General features: G+C 71.6%; 15 protein-coding genes. 9 read left to right on the top strand and 6 right to left on the bottom strand.

The window, feature by feature from the left end; all coding sequences use genetic code 11:
* Positions 1 to 26: 26 nt before the first annotated feature.
* Together ACTOWY_RS38265 and ACTOWY_RS38260 are read left to right on the top strand one after the other, a co-directional pair.
* Positions 27 to 3,449: a non-ribosomal peptide synthetase gene (locus ACTOWY_RS38265; protein WP_441314478.1), complete on the top strand. Its 3,423-nt coding sequence runs from the start codon at positions 27 to 29 to the stop codon at positions 3,447 to 3,449.
* 7 nt (positions 3,450 to 3,456) lie between these two features.
* A complete protein-coding gene (locus ACTOWY_RS38260; RefSeq protein WP_441314477.1) occupies positions 3,457 to 5,076 on the top strand; it encodes a (2,3-dihydroxybenzoyl)adenylate synthase in 1,620 nt (539 codons plus the stop codon).
* A gap of 22 nt (positions 5,077 to 5,098) precedes the next feature.
* On the opposite strand, the gene ACTOWY_RS38255 is transcribed toward ACTOWY_RS38260, so the two are convergent.
* Both ACTOWY_RS38255 and ACTOWY_RS38250 read right to left on the bottom strand, forming a co-directional pair.
* Positions 5,099 to 5,461 (bottom strand): type II toxin-antitoxin system PemK/MazF family toxin, encoded by a 363-nt coding sequence (locus ACTOWY_RS38255; RefSeq protein WP_441314476.1) that lies wholly within the window; start codon positions 5,459 to 5,461, stop codon positions 5,099 to 5,101.
* Complete coding sequence (locus tag ACTOWY_RS38250) at positions 5,437 to 5,715, bottom strand: hypothetical protein (protein ID WP_441314475.1); 279 nt, start codon at positions 5,713 to 5,715, stop codon at positions 5,437 to 5,439. Before ACTOWY_RS38250 ends, ACTOWY_RS38255 begins: the two co-directional genes overlap by 25 nt.
* A gap of 161 nt (positions 5,716 to 5,876) precedes the next feature.
* Here ACTOWY_RS38250 and ACTOWY_RS38245 point away from each other — a divergent pair, with 161 nt between their 5' ends.
* From ACTOWY_RS38245 to ACTOWY_RS38230, 4 genes are all read left to right on the top strand, one after another.
* Positions 5,877 to 6,905: a FecCD family ABC transporter permease gene (locus ACTOWY_RS38245; RefSeq protein WP_441314474.1), complete on the top strand. Its 1,029-nt coding sequence runs from the start codon at positions 5,877 to 5,879 to the stop codon at positions 6,903 to 6,905.
* Positions 6,902 to 7,954 (top strand): FecCD family ABC transporter permease, encoded by a 1,053-nt coding sequence (locus ACTOWY_RS38240; protein ID WP_441314473.1) that lies wholly within the window; start codon positions 6,902 to 6,904, stop codon positions 7,952 to 7,954. Before ACTOWY_RS38245 ends, ACTOWY_RS38240 begins: the two co-directional genes overlap by 4 nt.
* Positions 7,955 to 7,958: 4 nt before the next feature.
* Positions 7,959 to 8,789: an ABC transporter ATP-binding protein gene (locus ACTOWY_RS38235; protein WP_441314472.1), complete on the top strand. Its 831-nt coding sequence runs from the start codon at positions 7,959 to 7,961 to the stop codon at positions 8,787 to 8,789.
* A 101-nt stretch (positions 8,790 to 8,890) separates the two neighbouring features.
* Entirely contained in the window at positions 8,891 to 10,234 is a 1,344-nt protein-coding gene (locus ACTOWY_RS38230) for an ABC transporter substrate-binding protein (RefSeq protein ID WP_441314471.1), read from the top strand.
* A 137-nt stretch (positions 10,235 to 10,371) separates the two neighbouring features.
* Here ACTOWY_RS38230 and ACTOWY_RS38225 read toward each other — a convergent pair whose 3' ends face one another.
* Positions 10,372 to 10,749: an STAS domain-containing protein gene (locus ACTOWY_RS38225; RefSeq protein WP_441314470.1), complete on the bottom strand. Its 378-nt coding sequence runs from the start codon at positions 10,747 to 10,749 to the stop codon at positions 10,372 to 10,374.
* A 16-nt stretch (positions 10,750 to 10,765) separates the two neighbouring features.
* Positions 10,766 to 11,359: a short chain dehydrogenase gene (locus tag ACTOWY_RS38220; RefSeq protein WP_441314469.1), complete on the bottom strand. Its 594-nt coding sequence runs from the start codon at positions 11,357 to 11,359 to the stop codon at positions 10,766 to 10,768.
* A gap of 86 nt (positions 11,360 to 11,445) precedes the next feature.
* Between ACTOWY_RS38220 and ACTOWY_RS38215 the strand changes: the two genes are divergently transcribed.
* Positions 11,446 to 12,327 carry an MmyB family transcriptional regulator gene (locus tag ACTOWY_RS38215; RefSeq protein WP_441314468.1) on the top strand — a complete coding sequence of 294 codons (882 nt, stop codon included), beginning with the start codon at positions 11,446 to 11,448 and terminating at the stop codon, positions 12,325 to 12,327.
* Here the strand turns inward: ACTOWY_RS38215 and ACTOWY_RS38210 are convergent.
* The gene (locus ACTOWY_RS38210) at positions 12,278 to 12,673 is read right to left on the bottom strand and encodes a hypothetical protein (protein WP_441314467.1); all 396 of its coding nucleotides are present in this window, start codon (positions 12,671 to 12,673) and stop codon (positions 12,278 to 12,280) included. The genes ACTOWY_RS38215 and ACTOWY_RS38210 overlap by 50 nt on opposite strands.
* Before the next feature lie 39 nt (positions 12,674 to 12,712).
* On the opposite strand from ACTOWY_RS38210, the gene ACTOWY_RS38205 reads away from it, so the two are divergent.
* Entirely contained in the window at positions 12,713 to 13,489 is a 777-nt protein-coding gene (locus tag ACTOWY_RS38205) for a helix-turn-helix domain-containing protein (protein ID WP_441314466.1), read from the top strand.
* Positions 13,490 to 13,616: 127 nt separating this feature from the next.
* On the opposite strand, the gene ACTOWY_RS38200 is transcribed toward ACTOWY_RS38205, so the two are convergent.
* Positions 13,617 to 14,084, bottom strand: coding sequence for a MarR family winged helix-turn-helix transcriptional regulator (locus tag ACTOWY_RS38200; RefSeq protein WP_441314465.1), 468 nt, complete (start codon positions 14,082 to 14,084; stop codon positions 13,617 to 13,619).
* 34 nt (positions 14,085 to 14,118) lie between these two features.
* On the opposite strand from ACTOWY_RS38200, the gene ACTOWY_RS38195 reads away from it, so the two are divergent.
* Positions 14,119 to 15,270 (top strand): PP2C family protein-serine/threonine phosphatase, encoded by a 1,152-nt coding sequence (locus tag ACTOWY_RS38195; protein WP_441314464.1) that lies wholly within the window; start codon positions 14,119 to 14,121, stop codon positions 15,268 to 15,270.
* Positions 15,271 to 15,272 lie beyond the last annotated feature (2 nt).

The raw sequence follows: 15,272 nt of genomic DNA, 5'->3' as shown, positions 1-15,272 counted from the left end.
CCTGGATCACAAGGGAGCACAAGCCCGTGTCGAGCAGCCCGACCGCCGATGACCTGCGCCGTGAAGTGGCACAACTGGTGGACCGCACGCCGGAGGAACTCCTGGACGCGGACAACCTCATCGAGCTGGGGCTGGACTCGATCCGGCTGATGCGGCTGGCCGGGCAGTGGCGCAAGCGCGGCATCGAGGTGACCTTCGCCGAACTGGCCGAGCGGCCCAGCCTCGGCGAGTGGTTCGAGCTGCTGAGCGGGCGACTGGCCCCGGCGCCCGCCCCGGTGGCGCCCGCCGCGCCGGTCGAGCGCTTCGACAGCGGCGCGGAGTTCCCGCTGGCGCTCATGCAGCACGCCTACTGGGTCGGCCGCGGTGACGGGCAGGCGCTCGGTGCGGTGGCCGCGCACCTCTACGTCGAGTTCGACGGTGGCGAGGTCGACCCGGAGCGGTTCGCACCCGCGGTGCGCGCCCTGGTCGCCCGGCACGGCATGTTGCGGGCCCGGCTCACCGACGACGGCCGCCAGCGCATCCAGGACCAGCCAAGCCACGACGCGCTCACCGTCGAGGACCTGCGCGAACACGCCGACGCCGAGGCCAGGCTCGCTGAACTGCGCGAGCAGTGGTCGCACCAGATCCTGGACATCGAGGGCGGCCAGGTCTTCGCGCTCCAGCTCACCCGGCTGCCCGGCGGCCGGAGCAGGCTGCACGTGGACGTGGACATGGTCGCCGCCGACGCGCTCAGCTTCCGGGTGCTGCTCGCCGACCTCGCCGCGCTCTACCAGGGCGACACCCTCGCCCCCATCGACTACAGCTACCCGCAGTACCTCGCCGAGCGCGCCCCGCTGCGCCGCGAGGCCTGGGAACGCGCGCGCGGCTGGTGGCAGAGCAGGCTGCCCGAACTGCCCGCCGCACCCGACCTGCCGCTGGTGCCCGAAGCGGACCGCGGTGACAGCCTGCACACCGTGCGCAAGCACCTGTGGCTCGCGCCCGGGGACAAGCAGCGGCTGATCGAACGCGCGCACCAGCACCGGATCACCCCGGCCATGGCCCTGGCCACCGTGTTCGCCGAGGTGCTCGCCGCCTGGAGCGGGCAGCCCCGGTTCCTGCTCAACCTGCCGCTGTTCGACCGTGAGAACACCCACGCCGACGTCGGCAAACTGGTCGGCGACTTCACCAGCTCGGTGCTGCTGGACGTGGACCTGTCCGAACCGCGCTCCTTCCTGGAGGACGCGCGCAGGCTGCAGGCCCGCATGCACACCGACGCCGCCTACGCCGACTACTCCGGCGTCGAAGTGCTGCGCGACCTCTCCCGCGCCAACGGCGAACAGGTCCTCGCCCCGGTCGTCTACACCAGCGCGCTCAACCTGGGTGAGCTGTTCGACGAGACGGTCAAGGGCAGCTTCGGCGAACCGGTGTGGATCATCTCCCAGGGCCCGCAGGTGCTGCTCGACGCCCAGGTCACCGAGGTCAACGGCGGGCTGCTGGTCAACTGGGACATCCGCGAGACCGCCTTCCCCGCCGGGCTGATGGACGCCATGTTCGAGGCCTACCGCACCCTGGTGCACTGGCTCGGCTCGGCCGACTCGGACTGGCAGCAGCCGGTGCCCGCGCTGCTGCCCACCGCCCAGCTCACCGCCCGCGACACCGCCAACGACACCGCCGCGCCGCGCTCCGGCCGCCGCCTGCACGAAGGATTCTTCAACCAGGCCAAGGAAACCCCGGACGCGCCCGCCGTGCTCTGGGGCGCCGACGGCGAACTCAGCTACCGCGAACTCGCCGACCGGGCCCGCCGGGTCGCCGGCGCGCTGCGCACCCGCGGCGTCGAAGCCGGCGAGGCCGTCGCGATCACCCTGCCCAAGGGCCCTGACCAGCTCGTCGCCGTGCTCGGAGTACTCGCCGCCGGGGCCACCTACGTGCCGGTCAGCGTGGAACAACCGGCCGCCCGGCGCGAACGCATCCACGCCAGGGCCGGGGTACGCCTCGTTCTCGACGCCGACCGGCTCGCCGAAGCCCTGCGCGCCGAACCCGTCGAACCCGTGCTGGGCGAGGAGGAAATCCCCGCCTACGTGCTGTTCACCTCCGGCTCCACCGGCGAGCCCAAGGGCGTCGAGGTGCCGCACCGGGCCGCGATGAACACCATCGACGACCTCAACGCCCGCTATGAGATCGGCCCCGCCGACCGCACCCTTGGCGTGTCCGCGCTCGACTTCGACCTCTCCGTCTTCGACATCTTCGGCCCGCTGTCCGTCGGCGGCGCGATCGTCCTGGTCGGCGAGAGCGAACGGCGCGAGGCCGCCGACTGGGCCACCCTGGTCCGCGAGCGCGGGGTGACCATTGTCAACTGCGTGCCGCCACTGCTGGACATGCTGCTCACCGCGGGCGACCTGGGCGACACCCTGCGCCTGGTGCTGCTCGGCGGCGACTGGGTCACCGTCGACCTGCCCGGCCGGCTGCGCGCCCAGGCCCCCGCCGCCCGCTTCGCCGGCCTCGGCGGCACCACCGAGACCGCCATCCACTCCACCGTGTGCGAGGTCACCGGCGAGGTGCCCGCGCACTGGATCTCGGTGCCCTACGGCACCCCGCTGACCAACGTGCGCTGCCGGGTGGTCGACGCCCGCGGCCGGGACTGCCCGGACTGGGTGGCAGGCGAACTCTGGATCGGCGGCGACGGCGTGGCCCTGGGCTACCGCGGCGACCCGGAACGCACCGCCGACCGCTTCGTTGTCCACAATGGACAGAACTGGTACCGCACCGGCGACCTCGGCCGCTACTGGCCGGACGGGACCCTGGAGTTCCTCGGCCGCCGCGACCACCAGGTGAAGCTGCGTGGTTTCCGGATCGAACTCGGCGAGGTCGAATCCGCGCTCGGCGCCCTGGACAGCGTCGGCCGCGCCATCGCGGGCGTGACCAGGGCACCCGGCGCGACCCTGGTCGCCGCGGTGGCCGCCACCGGCGTCACCGGCGACGAACTGCGCGAGCAGGTCCGCCAGGCGCTGCCGCCGCACATGGTGCCGGAGCGGATCGTGGTGCTGGCCGAGTTGCCGCTGACCGCCAACGGCAAGATCGACCGCCGCGCGGTGCAGCAGCTGTGGGCCGACCAGGGCGACAGCAAGCCGTTCGTGCCGCCGCGCACCGCGCTGGAGAAGGTCGTCGCGAGCATCTGGCACGAGGTGCTCGGCGGCGCGCAGTTCGGCCTGGACGACGACTTTTTCCAGCGGGGCGGCGATTCCGTGCTGGCCACCACCATCGTCAGCAAGCTGCGCGAGGCCCTGGACACCACGGCCGTCTCGGTGAAGTTGCTCTTCGCCACCCTGTCGGTGGGTGCGATGGCGGGTCAGCTGGCCGAGCGCGAGACCACCCCGGGCCGGCTGGCCCAGGTCGCCGAGATCTACCTGGCCGTGCTGGAGATGTCGGCCGACGAGGTCGAGGCCGAACTGTCCCGCACCGCGGGCGAATGAGGGCGTGATGATCGAGAATCAGTCCACAATGGACGGTTTTGTGCCGTGGCCTGCCGAGTACGCCGCGCGCTACCGCGAGGCGGGGCACTGGCAGGACGTGCCACTGGGTGAGCTGCTCCGCGAGTGGGCCGCCCGCCACGCCGACCGCACCGCGCTACTCGACGGCGACCGGCGGATCAGCTACGCTCAGCTGGACGCCGCCGCCGACCGGATGGCCGCCGGACTGCTCGAACTCGGTGTCCGCCAAGGGGATCGGGTAGTGGTCCAGCTGCCCAACGTGGCCGAGTTCGTGGTCCTGCTCTTCGCCCTGCTCCGGGTCGGCGCGGTCCCGGCGCTGACCCTGCCCGCGCACCGCTCGCACGAGATCGGCCACCTGGCCGAGCTGTCCGAGGCGGTCGCCTACGTCATCCCGGACACCTTCGGCGGCTTCGACTACCGCGAACTGGCCCGCGAGGTCACCGCCCGCGTCCACTCGGTCCGGCACGTCCTGGTGCTCGGCGACCCCGGTGACCTCGGCGCCGCACTGTCCACAGTGGACGCCGATCCGGTGGCGCTGCCCGTGGTGAACCCGGCCGACGTGGCGGTGCTGCTGGTCTCCGGCGGCACCACCGGCCTGCCCAAGCTGATCCCCAGGACCCACAACGACTACGCCTACAACGCCCGCGCCAGCGCCGAGGTCTGCGAACTCACCCAGGACGACGTCTACCTGGTCGCACTGCCGGTGGCGCACAACTTCCCGCTGGCCTGCCCCGGCGTGCTGGGCATCCTGGGCGTGGGCGGCAGCGCGGTCTTCCTCTCCGATCCCAGTCCAGACAACGCCTTCCCGCTGATCGAGCGGGCCGGGGCCACCGTCACCGCGCTGGTGCCGCCGCTGGCCATGCTCTGGGGCCAGGCCACCGAATGGGAGGACGGCGACCTGTCCTCGCTGCGCCTGCTCCAGGTCGGCGGCGCCAAACTCGCCCCCGAACCCGCCCGCGCGCTGCCCGGCCAGCTCGGCTGCCGGTTGCAACAGGTCTTCGGCATGGCCGAGGGCCTGCTCAACTACACCCGCGCCACCGACGACGACGAGATCGTGGCCATCAGCCAGGGCCGTCCGCTCTCCGCCGACGACGAACTGCGCGTGGTCGACGCCGAGGGCAACGACGTCCCGGCGGGGGAGACCGGCGAACTCCTGGTCCGCGGCCCGTACACCATCCGCGGCTACTACCGCGCGGCCAAGCACAACGAAACCGCGATCACCCCTGACGGCTACTACCGCAGTGGCGACCTGGTCCGCCAGCTGCCCAGCGGCCACCTCGTGGTCACCGGCCGGGTCAAAGAGGTCATCAACCGCGGCGGCGAGAACGTCTCGGCCGAGGAACTCGAAGAGCACCTCCTCGCGCACCCCGGCATCCGCCAGGTCGCGGTGATCCCGGTGCCCGACGAGATGCTCGGCGAACGCGTCTGCGCGGTCGTCGTCCCCGAGGGCGAGGCCCCCGCACTACGCGAGCTGAAGACCTTCCTCACCGCCCGCGGCCTGGCCCAGTACAAACTCCCGGACCTGCTCGAACTGGCCGCGGACCTGCCGCGCACCGCGGTGGGCAAGATCGACAAGCGGGAAGTGGCCGCCCGGCTGGCGAAGCCCTGACCAGCGAGGATCTGGCTGGGGATCAGTTACTGGTGCCCAGCCACATGCCTATTTGCGCGCTGATGGCCTCGACTGTCTGCTGGCTGGCGACACTGATCCGTCGCTTGAACCGCTGGGTGGACACCGTGCGGAGGCCCTCGCACATGGCCCAGCTGGGCCGGTCCAGTCCGCCGTCGTCCACGATCCGGATGTGGTGCGGTAATCCTCGCTCGCGGCTGGTCACCGGCACTACGATCGCCTGTCGGATCGGCAGTGCGTTGAACCGGTCAACCGAGACCACCACACAGGGCCGGACACCGGCCTGCTCGTTCGCGAGGGTGGGATCCAAGGTCAGCAACCAGATGTGACCATGCTGGATTTTCACGGGCTGTTGTACTCCGGCCATTCATCGGCGGCATCGCCGGGGTCGGTGGACACGGTGTCCCACTCGCCAAGCTCGTTCAGGTACTCGGCCCAGGCTTGTGGGTCTTCTTGGCGCAGGCGGGTGTAGGCGGCCTCGATCTCCGCCCACTCCTGCTCGTTCTGGAGATCGACCGAAACGGTCTGCAATAACGCGGTCATCGTCACGCCGCGTGCCCGCGCGACGAGAGCCAGTCGGTCGCGCACAGCGCTGTCGACCTTGATCGTCGTGGTTGTCATACCGAAGAGTATACCCAGATTGGATACCGGTTGGTCATCCCGGGTGGATCCGGTGTGGCGGCCCCTCGTGTCCTGATCGACATCCGACCGCAACCGCGCTGGCGACCCCCGTCATTGAGCCGCTGAACCCCTTTAGTTAGCCTCGCCTTAGTTGAACTGACATGGGGCAGAAGGGGGACAGGGTGATCTCGGCCGGTAGCGCCACCCGGGGGGCCGGGCTGCTCGGCGCCGTCGGGGTGCTGGTGCTGGTGTGCCTGCTCAGCATCGCCATTGGCGCGCGCGGCATCCCGCTGTCCGAGGTCTGGCAGGCGCTCTGGTCGCCGACGGACTCCACCGAGTCCCTGGTCATCCACGACCTGCGCATCCCGCGCACCCTGCTCGGCCTCGGCGTCGGCGCGGCCCTCGGGCTCGCGGGTGCGCTCATGCAGGCGCTGACCCGCAACCCGCTGGCCGACCCCGGCCTGCTCGGGGTCAACCTGGGCGCCTCCGCGGCGGTGGTGATCGGCATCGGCTGGTTCGGCGTCGGCGCGGCCGGCGGCTACGTCTGGTTCGCCTTCGCCGGGGCCGCGGCCGCCGCGGTGCTGGTGTTCCTGCTCGGCTCGGCCGGACGGCGGGCCGCCACCCCCGAACGCCTGGTGCTGGCCGGGGTGGCGATCAGCGCGGCGCTGAGCGCGTTCATCTCCACCATCGTGCTGCTGGACAACAAGACCTTCGACCAGTTCCGCTACTGGGTGGTCGGCGCGCTGGCCGGGCGCAAGATGTCCACCGTGCTCGAACTGGCCCCGTTCCTGCTCGCCGGGATCGTGCTGGCCCTGCTGCTGGCCCGCTCGCTCAACGCGGTCGCGCTCGGCGAGGAAGCGGGCCGGGCGCTGGGCGCCAACATCGGCCGCACCCGCGCGCTGGGCGCGATCGCGATCACCCTGCTCTGCGGCGCGGCCACCGCCGCCGCCGGACCGATCGGCTTCGTCGGACTGGCCGTGCCGCACATGGTCCGCGGCTTCACCGGTCCCGACCAGCGCTGGCTGCTGCCCTACTCGATGGTCCTGGCCCCGGTGCTGCTGCTGGCCGCCGACATCCTCGGCCGGATCCTGCTCGCACCGGGCGAACTGGAGGTCGGCGTGGTCACCGCGTTCCTCGGCGCGCCCGTGTTCATCTTGCTGGTGCGCCGCCGGAAGCTGGTGGCGGCATGACCGAGCTGGCCACCAGGCCCCGCCCGTCCCGCGTGCTGCGCAGTCGCGGCGGCCACTTCTCACTGCGCCTGCACGGCCGCACCGCCGCCGTGGTGCTCGGCCTGGTGCTGGCCATCCTGGTCATCGGCGCGTTCACCCTGACCATCGGCGAATACGAACTCACCGTCGGCCAGGTGCTCTCCGCGCTGGCGGGCGAGGGCGGCCGGGCCGCCCAGTACGTGATCACCGAGTTCCGGCTGCCGCGCTGGCTCACCGGCCTGCTCATCGGCGCCGCGCTGGCGGTCAGCGGCGCGCTCATGCAGAGCCTGGCCCGCAACCCGTTGGGCAGCCCCGACTTCATCGGCTTCACCACCGGCGCGGCCACCGGCGGCATCCTGATGATCATCGCGGGCGCGAGCGCGGCCCAGCTGGCCTTCGGGGCCATCGCGGGCGGCCTGCTCACCGCGCTGGCCATGTACCTGCTGGCCTTCACCAGGGGCGTGCACGGCTCCCGGCTGGTGCTGGTCGGCGTCGGGGTGAACGCGATCCTGATCGCGGTCAACTCCTACCTGATCAGCCGGGCAGACCTGCGCGATGCCACCATCGCCCAGGCCTGGCTCACCGGCAGCCTCAACTCCCGCGGCTGGGAACACGTGCTGCCGGTGGGCATCGCACTGGTCCTGCTGCTGCCACTGGCCTTCACCATGGCCCGGCGGCTGGCGCTGCTGGAGATGGGCGATGAGGCGGCCAGCGCGCTGGGCGTGCCGGTGCAGCGCAGCCGGGCCGTGCTCATGGTCACCAGCGTGGCACTGGCCGCGGTCGCGGTGGCCTCGGCCGGGCCGGTCGCCTTCGTCGCGCTGATGGCGCCCCAGCTGGCCCGGCGGCTCACCAGGGCCGCCTCCCCTGTGCTGGTGCCCACCGCGCTGATGGGCGCGTTCGTGGTCTCACTCAGCGACTTCGCGGCACAACGGCTCTTCTCCCCGGTCGCGGTGCCGGTCGGGGTCATGACGGCGGCGGTCGGCGGGATCTACCTCGCCTGGCTGCTGGCCACCGAATGGCGAGGAAGGTAGATCGATGGCGGTGGAACACAACGAGCCCCGGCTGCACGCCGAGGGCCTGACGCTGGCCTACGAGGCCCGGATCGTGGCCGAGGGACTGGGCGTGCGGATCCCGGACGGATCCTTCACCGTGATCGTCGGCCCGAACGCCTGCGGCAAGTCCACCCTGCTCAAGGCGCTGTCCCGGATCCTCAAGCCCAAGGCGGGCGCGGTGGTGCTGGACGGCGCGGCGATCTCCTCCTATCCGGCCAAGGAGGTCGCCCGGCGGCTCGGCCTGCTGCCGCAGACCTCCATCGCGCCCAGCGGGATCACCGTGGCCGACCTGGTCGCCCGCGGCCGGTACCCGCACCAGCGGCTGCTCCGCCAGTGGTCCACCGAGGACGAGGCCGCGGTGGCCGAGGCGCTGGCGCTGACCGGCGTGGACGAACTGGCCGAGCGGTTCGTGGACGAACTCTCCGGCGGACAGCGGCAGCGGGTCTGGCTGGCCATGGTGCTGGCCCAGCAGACCCCGATCCTGCTGCTGGACGAGCCGACCACCTTCCTGGACATCGCACACCAGGTCGAGGTGCTGGACCTGTGCGCCGACCTGCACGAGCAGCGCGGGCACACCCTGGTCGCGGTGCTGCACGACCTCAACCACGCCTGCCGCTACGCCACCCATCTGATCGCCATGCGCGGCGGCCGGATCGTGGCCCAGGGCGACCCCAGGGAGATCGTCACCGCCGAGCTGGTGCGGGAGGTGTTCGGGCTGGCCTGCCGGGTCATCCCGTGCCCGGAGACCGGCACCCCGCTGGTGGTGCCGGCCCGCCGGGTCCGCGAGCAGACCCCGGTGGCCGCCGCTGGCTGATCCACTGTGGACCGGAGATCATTCGGTCCCGAAGGATTTGGTCCGAAAGACCACAGCCACAGGGCTTGCCGCAGTGGCAGCGGTTTTGTCAGCATCGGGCCATGACTTTCCGCCCGGTCGCGCTCGCCCTGCTCGGCGTGCTGCTGGCCGGGTGCGGGGCGGTCTCACCGGGACTGGTGCAGTTGCGCTACTCCACCGAGACCCCGGCCGCGGCCGGGGACATCGCCGGGTTCAGCTGGGCCATCCGGCGCGAACCCCGGTCACTGGACTGGCTGCGCGGCGGCGAACCGCCCGAGGACACCGTCACCGCGAACCTGTGCGAACGGCTGCCCGGACTGGCCACCGAGATCGCCACCCCGGACCCGCTGACCCTGATCTACCGGCTGCGCGGTGGCATCCGCTTCCACGACGGCCGCCAGCTGACCGCCGCGGACGCGGTCGCCAGCCTGCGCCGTTCGGCCGACCGCGGTCTCGGCGGCGCGCACGCGCACCGCTTCGACAAGGTGGCGAGCATCAGCGCGACCGGGCCCCTGGAGGTCACCCTGCGGCTGCGCCAGCCCGATCCGCTGCTCGCCAACGCCCTGTCCGGCAACGCGGGCGTGGTGGCCAGCCTGCGTTACCTCGCCGCCGGTGCACCGTCCACATCGGACGGTTGCAGTGGCCCGTTCCGGCTGGCCGAATGGGTTCCCGGCTCGCACATCCTGCTCACCCGCTTCGACGGCTACTGGAACCAGGCCGGACGGGCCAGGGCCGGTTCGGTCCGGTTCACCTTCGCCGACGGCCCCGCGCTGATCAACGGCCTGCTGGACTCCTCGATCGAGGGCAGCTACCTGGCCAGCCCCACCGCGATGGTCCGGCTGACCCGCGGCGTCACCGGCCGGGTCTACTTCGGCCAGGGCGACACCCTGGCCGCACTGGACCCGCGACCCGGCGGCGCGCTGGCCGACCCGCGGCTGGGCCGGGCCCTGTCCCTGGCCCTGGACCGCGAGGCCATCGCCCGCGCCGCCTACGCCGGCCTGGTCCAGCCCACCGAACCACCGGCTGCCGACGGCGATGCCGAGGGCACCATCCTGGCCGCCGGCGCCAGCCCGCAGCTGCCGCGCTCCGCGCTGGAACAGGCCCGCCAGCTCGTCGCCGAGGCCGAACCACCGCGCCAGGACCTGGTCCTCCAGGTCGGCAGCGGCCTGGAGGCCACCGCGGTCGCGCACGAGGTGCTCGCCGCCTGCGCCCGGATCGGCCTGCCCGCCCGGATCGGCGAGGGCCGCGCCGACCTGACCCTGGTGACTGGCGCACCCACCCTGGAAGACCCGGCCTGGACACGCTGGATCCCGCTGGTCCAGCTACCGAACACGCTCTACCTCAACCACCGGATCACCGGCGCCCCCACCGGCCCGTCCTACCTGAACCACCCCTGGGCAGCCAAAGTAGGCCGCAGCAAACACTGACCCCACCCACACCGTGTTGGCCGTTGTCGACGGTGTGTTGGCCGTTATGGACGGCGAGTTGGCCCAACTGGTACGCCGGTTTGGCCACAGTGGGCGTACCAGTTGGCCCAAGTGGTACGAGAGCGCGGATCACGCGGTCAGGGCAGGGCTGACTGGACGTCGTCGAACAGCTCGAAGGTGCGCAGCAACCCGGTGGCTTGCAGGGGGCGGGTGACCGAACGCGCGGTGGACACCAGCCGCAGTTTCACCGACTGCTCGGTCGCGGCCCGTTCGAACTCCACCAGCTCGGCCAGCCCGCAGGAGGCCAGGAAGGACACCCCGCCGAGGTCCAGGACCAGCAGCGACGGTGCGGCGGCGAGCTGCTCGTGCAATGCCGTGCGCAGTGCGTCCACGGTCAGCAGATCGATCTCACCGACCGCGGTCAGCACCAAGGCGTCACCCGCGGAGCGCGTGGACAACTCCAGCATCTCCTGGCTGTGCTGCGGCTCGCCCGGTTCGTGCGTCGCGGGAATCACCACTACACAGTAACCCCTATCCTTGTCGGGCGACAATTAAAGTGCTCCCGCTGAGCCCGGCCTCGGTCACCGCCCGCGCGTAGGCCAATGCCACCTCCGCCGCGGGCACCCCAGCCGTGGCCGAGCCCAGGGTTTCCCGCACCCATCCCGGCGCCACCAGGTTCACCCGCAACCCACGCGGCAACTCCAGTGCCGCCGCGGCCACGAACGCCGCCAGCCCGGCATTGACCAGCGCGCCGAAACTGGCCCCCGGCAACGGTTCCACGAACGTGCCCCCGGTCAGCGTCACCGATCCGCCGTCCCGTAACCGGGGGATAGCGCTGCGCAACAAACGCACCTGACCGAGCAGCTTCCCGTCCAACCCCCGGGTGAACTCGGCGTCACTGCCCGCGTCCACCATGGTCAGTCCGCCACTGGCCGCACAGCACACCACCGCGTCCAGCTCCGGCACGCCGTCGAGCAGCGCGTGCACCGACTCCGGCCGCTCGACGTCCACCGCGAGTTCACCCGACCGGGAGGCGCTCAACACCGTGTGTCCGCGCTCCCGCAACTCCCGTACCACCGCGGACCCGATCGTCCCGGACCCGCCGATCACCAGCACCTTCACCATGTCACCGATCGTGCCCGGCATCCGGCCGGCCAGCCTGCCCCTGTCAGGTGCAGGAAATCCGCGTCGAACTCGCGCATGCTGGAGCCATGGACACGGTCTTGGGCGAGTTCCTGCGATCCCGCCGCGCCCGCCTCACCCCGGCCGCCGCCGGTCTCGCCGGCTACGGCGAGCGCCGCCGCGTGCCCGGCCTGCGCCGCGAGGAACTGGCCCACCTAGCAGGGGTCAGCGCGGGCTACTACACCCGCCTGGAACAGGGCCAGAGCCAGCACGCCTCCGCCGCGGTCCTGGACGCCCTGGCCGACGCCCTCCAACTGGACCAGGACGAACGCGCCCACCTGCACACCCTGGCCCACCCGGCCCCCAAGGCCCGCCGCCGCAGGCGCCCGGAACGCCTCCAGCCGCACCTGCGCACCCTGGTCGCCACGCTCAACCTGCCCGCGCTGATCCTGGGCCGCCACACCGACATCCTGGCCTGGAACCCCCTGGCGCACGCCCTGCTCGCCGGGCACCTGGACCCGGCCGCCCCCGACACCCCGGCCACCCGCCCCAACTGGGCCAGGCTCTTCTTCCTGGACCCGCACCTGCGCGAACTCTTCGCCGACTGGGCGCGCAAGGCCAGGGACACCGTCGCCGACCTGCGCCGCATCGCCGGTCATCACCAGGGTGACCCGGCGCTGGCCGAACTGATCGGCGAGCTGGCGCTGGCCAGCCCCGAGTTCAGCACGCTGTGGTCCGGCCACCCGGTGCGCGACTGCGCCAGCCACAGTCGCGACTACCGGCACCCGCTGGTCGGCCGCCTCACCCTGACCGACGACCTGCTCACCCTGCCCGGCACCGACGGCCAGCGCCTGGTGCTCTTCCACGCCGAACCGGGCTCGGCCGCCGCGACCGCCCTGGAGCTGCTGGGCGGCACCGTGCTCACCCCGGCCGCCGCTCCCGCGCCAGCACCGCCCCACCGGACAGGATGACCAGCGCCACCACGTCAATCCAGGCCACCCTGGTCAACTCCGGATTCACCGGCGTGTTCGCCACCACCACAATCAGGAAACTGCCGAAGCTGATCCCACTGCCCACAACCGCCGCCGGACGCCAGCCCGGCCGGAACGCCCCGATCACGCACATAACGCCGATCAGCGCGAGCAACACCGCGCGATGACGCATCAGCACCTGCAAATCCGCACCGGCGATCTCCACGCCATACGCGGATTCCGCACTCGGCACCGACAACGCGCCCCCACCCGGCAGGATGTTGATCAGCCCGGCCAGTACCAGCAAACCCTGCCCCAGTCGTGTGCTGAACGTGCCCACTCGCATTCCGATCCCTCCCGGTGGCCTTGTGCGATCATCGCCGACATGGACACCGGTCCGCTTCCAGAAACGTGCTGTCCTGACCCGGCGGCCACCATCTGGATCCGGCTGGGTCAGGCCGTTTACCGGGGTCCGTCACTGCGCCTCGACCCGCATTCCGGATCGGTGGACTGCCTCGCCGTTGGCCTGGAGCAGCCGTTCACCCTGCGTGCGGACGGCATCGGCGAACGCAAGTCCCGCAGTGCCCTGATCCCCGCGCGCACCCGGCACCAGATCATCGCCGACGGCCAGATCCTGTTCTGCTACCTGGACCCGCACACCGCACTGGCCACCCAGCTCCGGGACCGGATGCGCGAACACACACCGATCGCGCACTTCGGCCACTCCGGCGAATCCGAGCTGATCCGGCATTTCCAGCACACCGCCGAACCCGACCCGGAAACGCTTTTCGACCTCATGGGCAAACCCGGCGCCGAGCAGGTGGACGAGCGAATTCGCACCGCGCTGGACATCATGCGCGCCCACCCGGAAAGCCAGTACGGCGCCGCCGAGATCGCCGCCCAGGTGCACCTGTCGACCTCCCGGTTCCTGCACCTGTTCGCCGCGCACACCCGGACCAGTTTCCGCCAGTACCGGCTGTGGACCCGGATGCTGCGCATGGCCAGGGCCATCGGCGACGGGCAGGACCTGACCACCGCCGCCAACGCGGTCGGCTTCGCCTCCGCGGCCCATTTCAGCACCAGTTTCCACCGGATGTTCGGCCTCAACGCCAGCACGCTGCTCGCCGGTGGCACCCGCATCGTCAGCACCGAGACCGGCTGACCACCGGTGAGTGCCCCGACCCGCCGCGGAGAAAGTTGCGGGAGGACAAGGGTTTAAGGCTAAGATCCTTGCCTCATGACAAATACCTGGCTGGGTCTACGCGCGGAGGACGGCAATGCGGTGGCGACTACGCCGTATCCTCGCGTTCCACGCCGAGCGTGCCCGAGGCCGAGTGGAAGCCCGCGAGCCCGGTCAGCAACGCGGTCTGCTCGGCCGGGCTCATGCTCTCCAGCACCCGGCGCAGTTCGGCCTGGCGCGCACTCCGCAATTGCGCCAGCAGCCGGGAACCGTCCTTGGTGAGTTCCAGCGACACCTCACGCCGATCGGCCAGGTTGGATCGCCGCGCCAGCAGGCCCGCGGCCTGCAGCCGATCGCACAACCGGCTCGCCGAGGACGGGATCGCGCCCAGCTCCTCGGCCAGCTTGCCCAGCGTGATCGACTGGTGCCGCTCCACCACGACCAGCGCGCCCAGCTGCGAGGCCGATACCTTGGGGTGGACACTCTCCGCGGCGCGTCCCCACACGATGACCAGCGTTTCCGCCGCAGCCTCCACCGCGGCCGCCAGTTCGGCCGGACGGTGACTGTGGTTCCTCACCAGGGCAGTACTCCACTCAGGCAGGTGTCTTGACATGCGTGCCAACCGTCTCGCCTTCGCTGAGCGTGCCATGCTCCGCGCGCCCGCGCACGATCTGGGTGAGGTCCTGGCGGACATTCTCCATGCCGAGTACGGAGCGAATGACACTGAGGTGTTCCTCGCCGACTACCGCATGCTGGCCCTGCAACCCCTGCGCGCGGTAGCCCCAGCCCCGATGGCCATCGCGGGCACCCCGGCCGGCCTGGCCTTCGGCAGCCAGGAACCGGTCCGCCGCACCGAGGACACGCACGAGGTCCTCTACCTGCCGATGACCGTCCGCGGTGACCGCTTCGGCGTGCTCAGGGTGGTCTTCCCCGGTCAGCCCGCCGAGGAGGACGCCGAGGAGCTGGTCGAGCTGGCGCACGCCGCCGCGCAGGCGTTCCGGGTGGCCGAGTCCGCCACCGACCGGTTCCGCCAGGCCCGCAGGGCCGAACGCCTGACCCTGGCCGCGGAGATCCAGTGGCAGCTGCTGCCCGGCCGGGGCCTGGAACGCGCCGAGTTCACCCTGGCGGGTCAACTCGAACCGGCCTACGCCGTCTGCGGCGACAACTTCGACTGGACCGCCGACGCCGACTCCCTGACCATCGCCGTCACCAACGGCATGGGCGAGAGCGTGGACGCCGCGCTGCTCACCAGCCTGGCCATCAACGCCCTGCGCAACGCCAGACGAGCCGGGGTCAGCCTGCCTGACCAGGCCGCACTGGCCGACCAGGCCGTCTGGTCCCAGCACGGCGGCCGCCAGCACGTCTCCACCCTGCTGCTCCGGCTGGACATCGCCGACGGCCGGGTCACCGCCATCGACGCGGGCTCGCCCCGGATCTGGCGGCTGCGCGCGGGCGAGGTGGCGCCCGTGCACCTGGAGCCGCAGCTCCCGCTGGGCATGTTCGACAGCACCGTCTACGTGGAGCAGGAGTTCAACGTCCGGCCGGGCGACCGCCTGTTCCTGCTCAGCGACGGCATCTTCGAGTCCATCTTCGAGGGCCGCCGCTACGCCGACACCCTGGAACGCATGCTCAAGACCACCGCCAACCTCCCCCCTGGCGAGGCGATCAGGGCGCTGCTGCACGACCTGCGCGCCTTCTGCCAGGACCAGTACCTCGACGATGACGCGGTCGGCGTCTGCCTGGACTGGATGGGCAGGCCCTGACC

The sequence above is a fragment of the Crossiella sp. CA198 genome, assembly GCF_052078295.1.
GTDB lineage: Bacteria > Actinomycetota > Actinomycetes > Mycobacteriales > Pseudonocardiaceae > Crossiella.
This window is presented reverse-complemented; position numbering and strand designations above follow the sequence as displayed.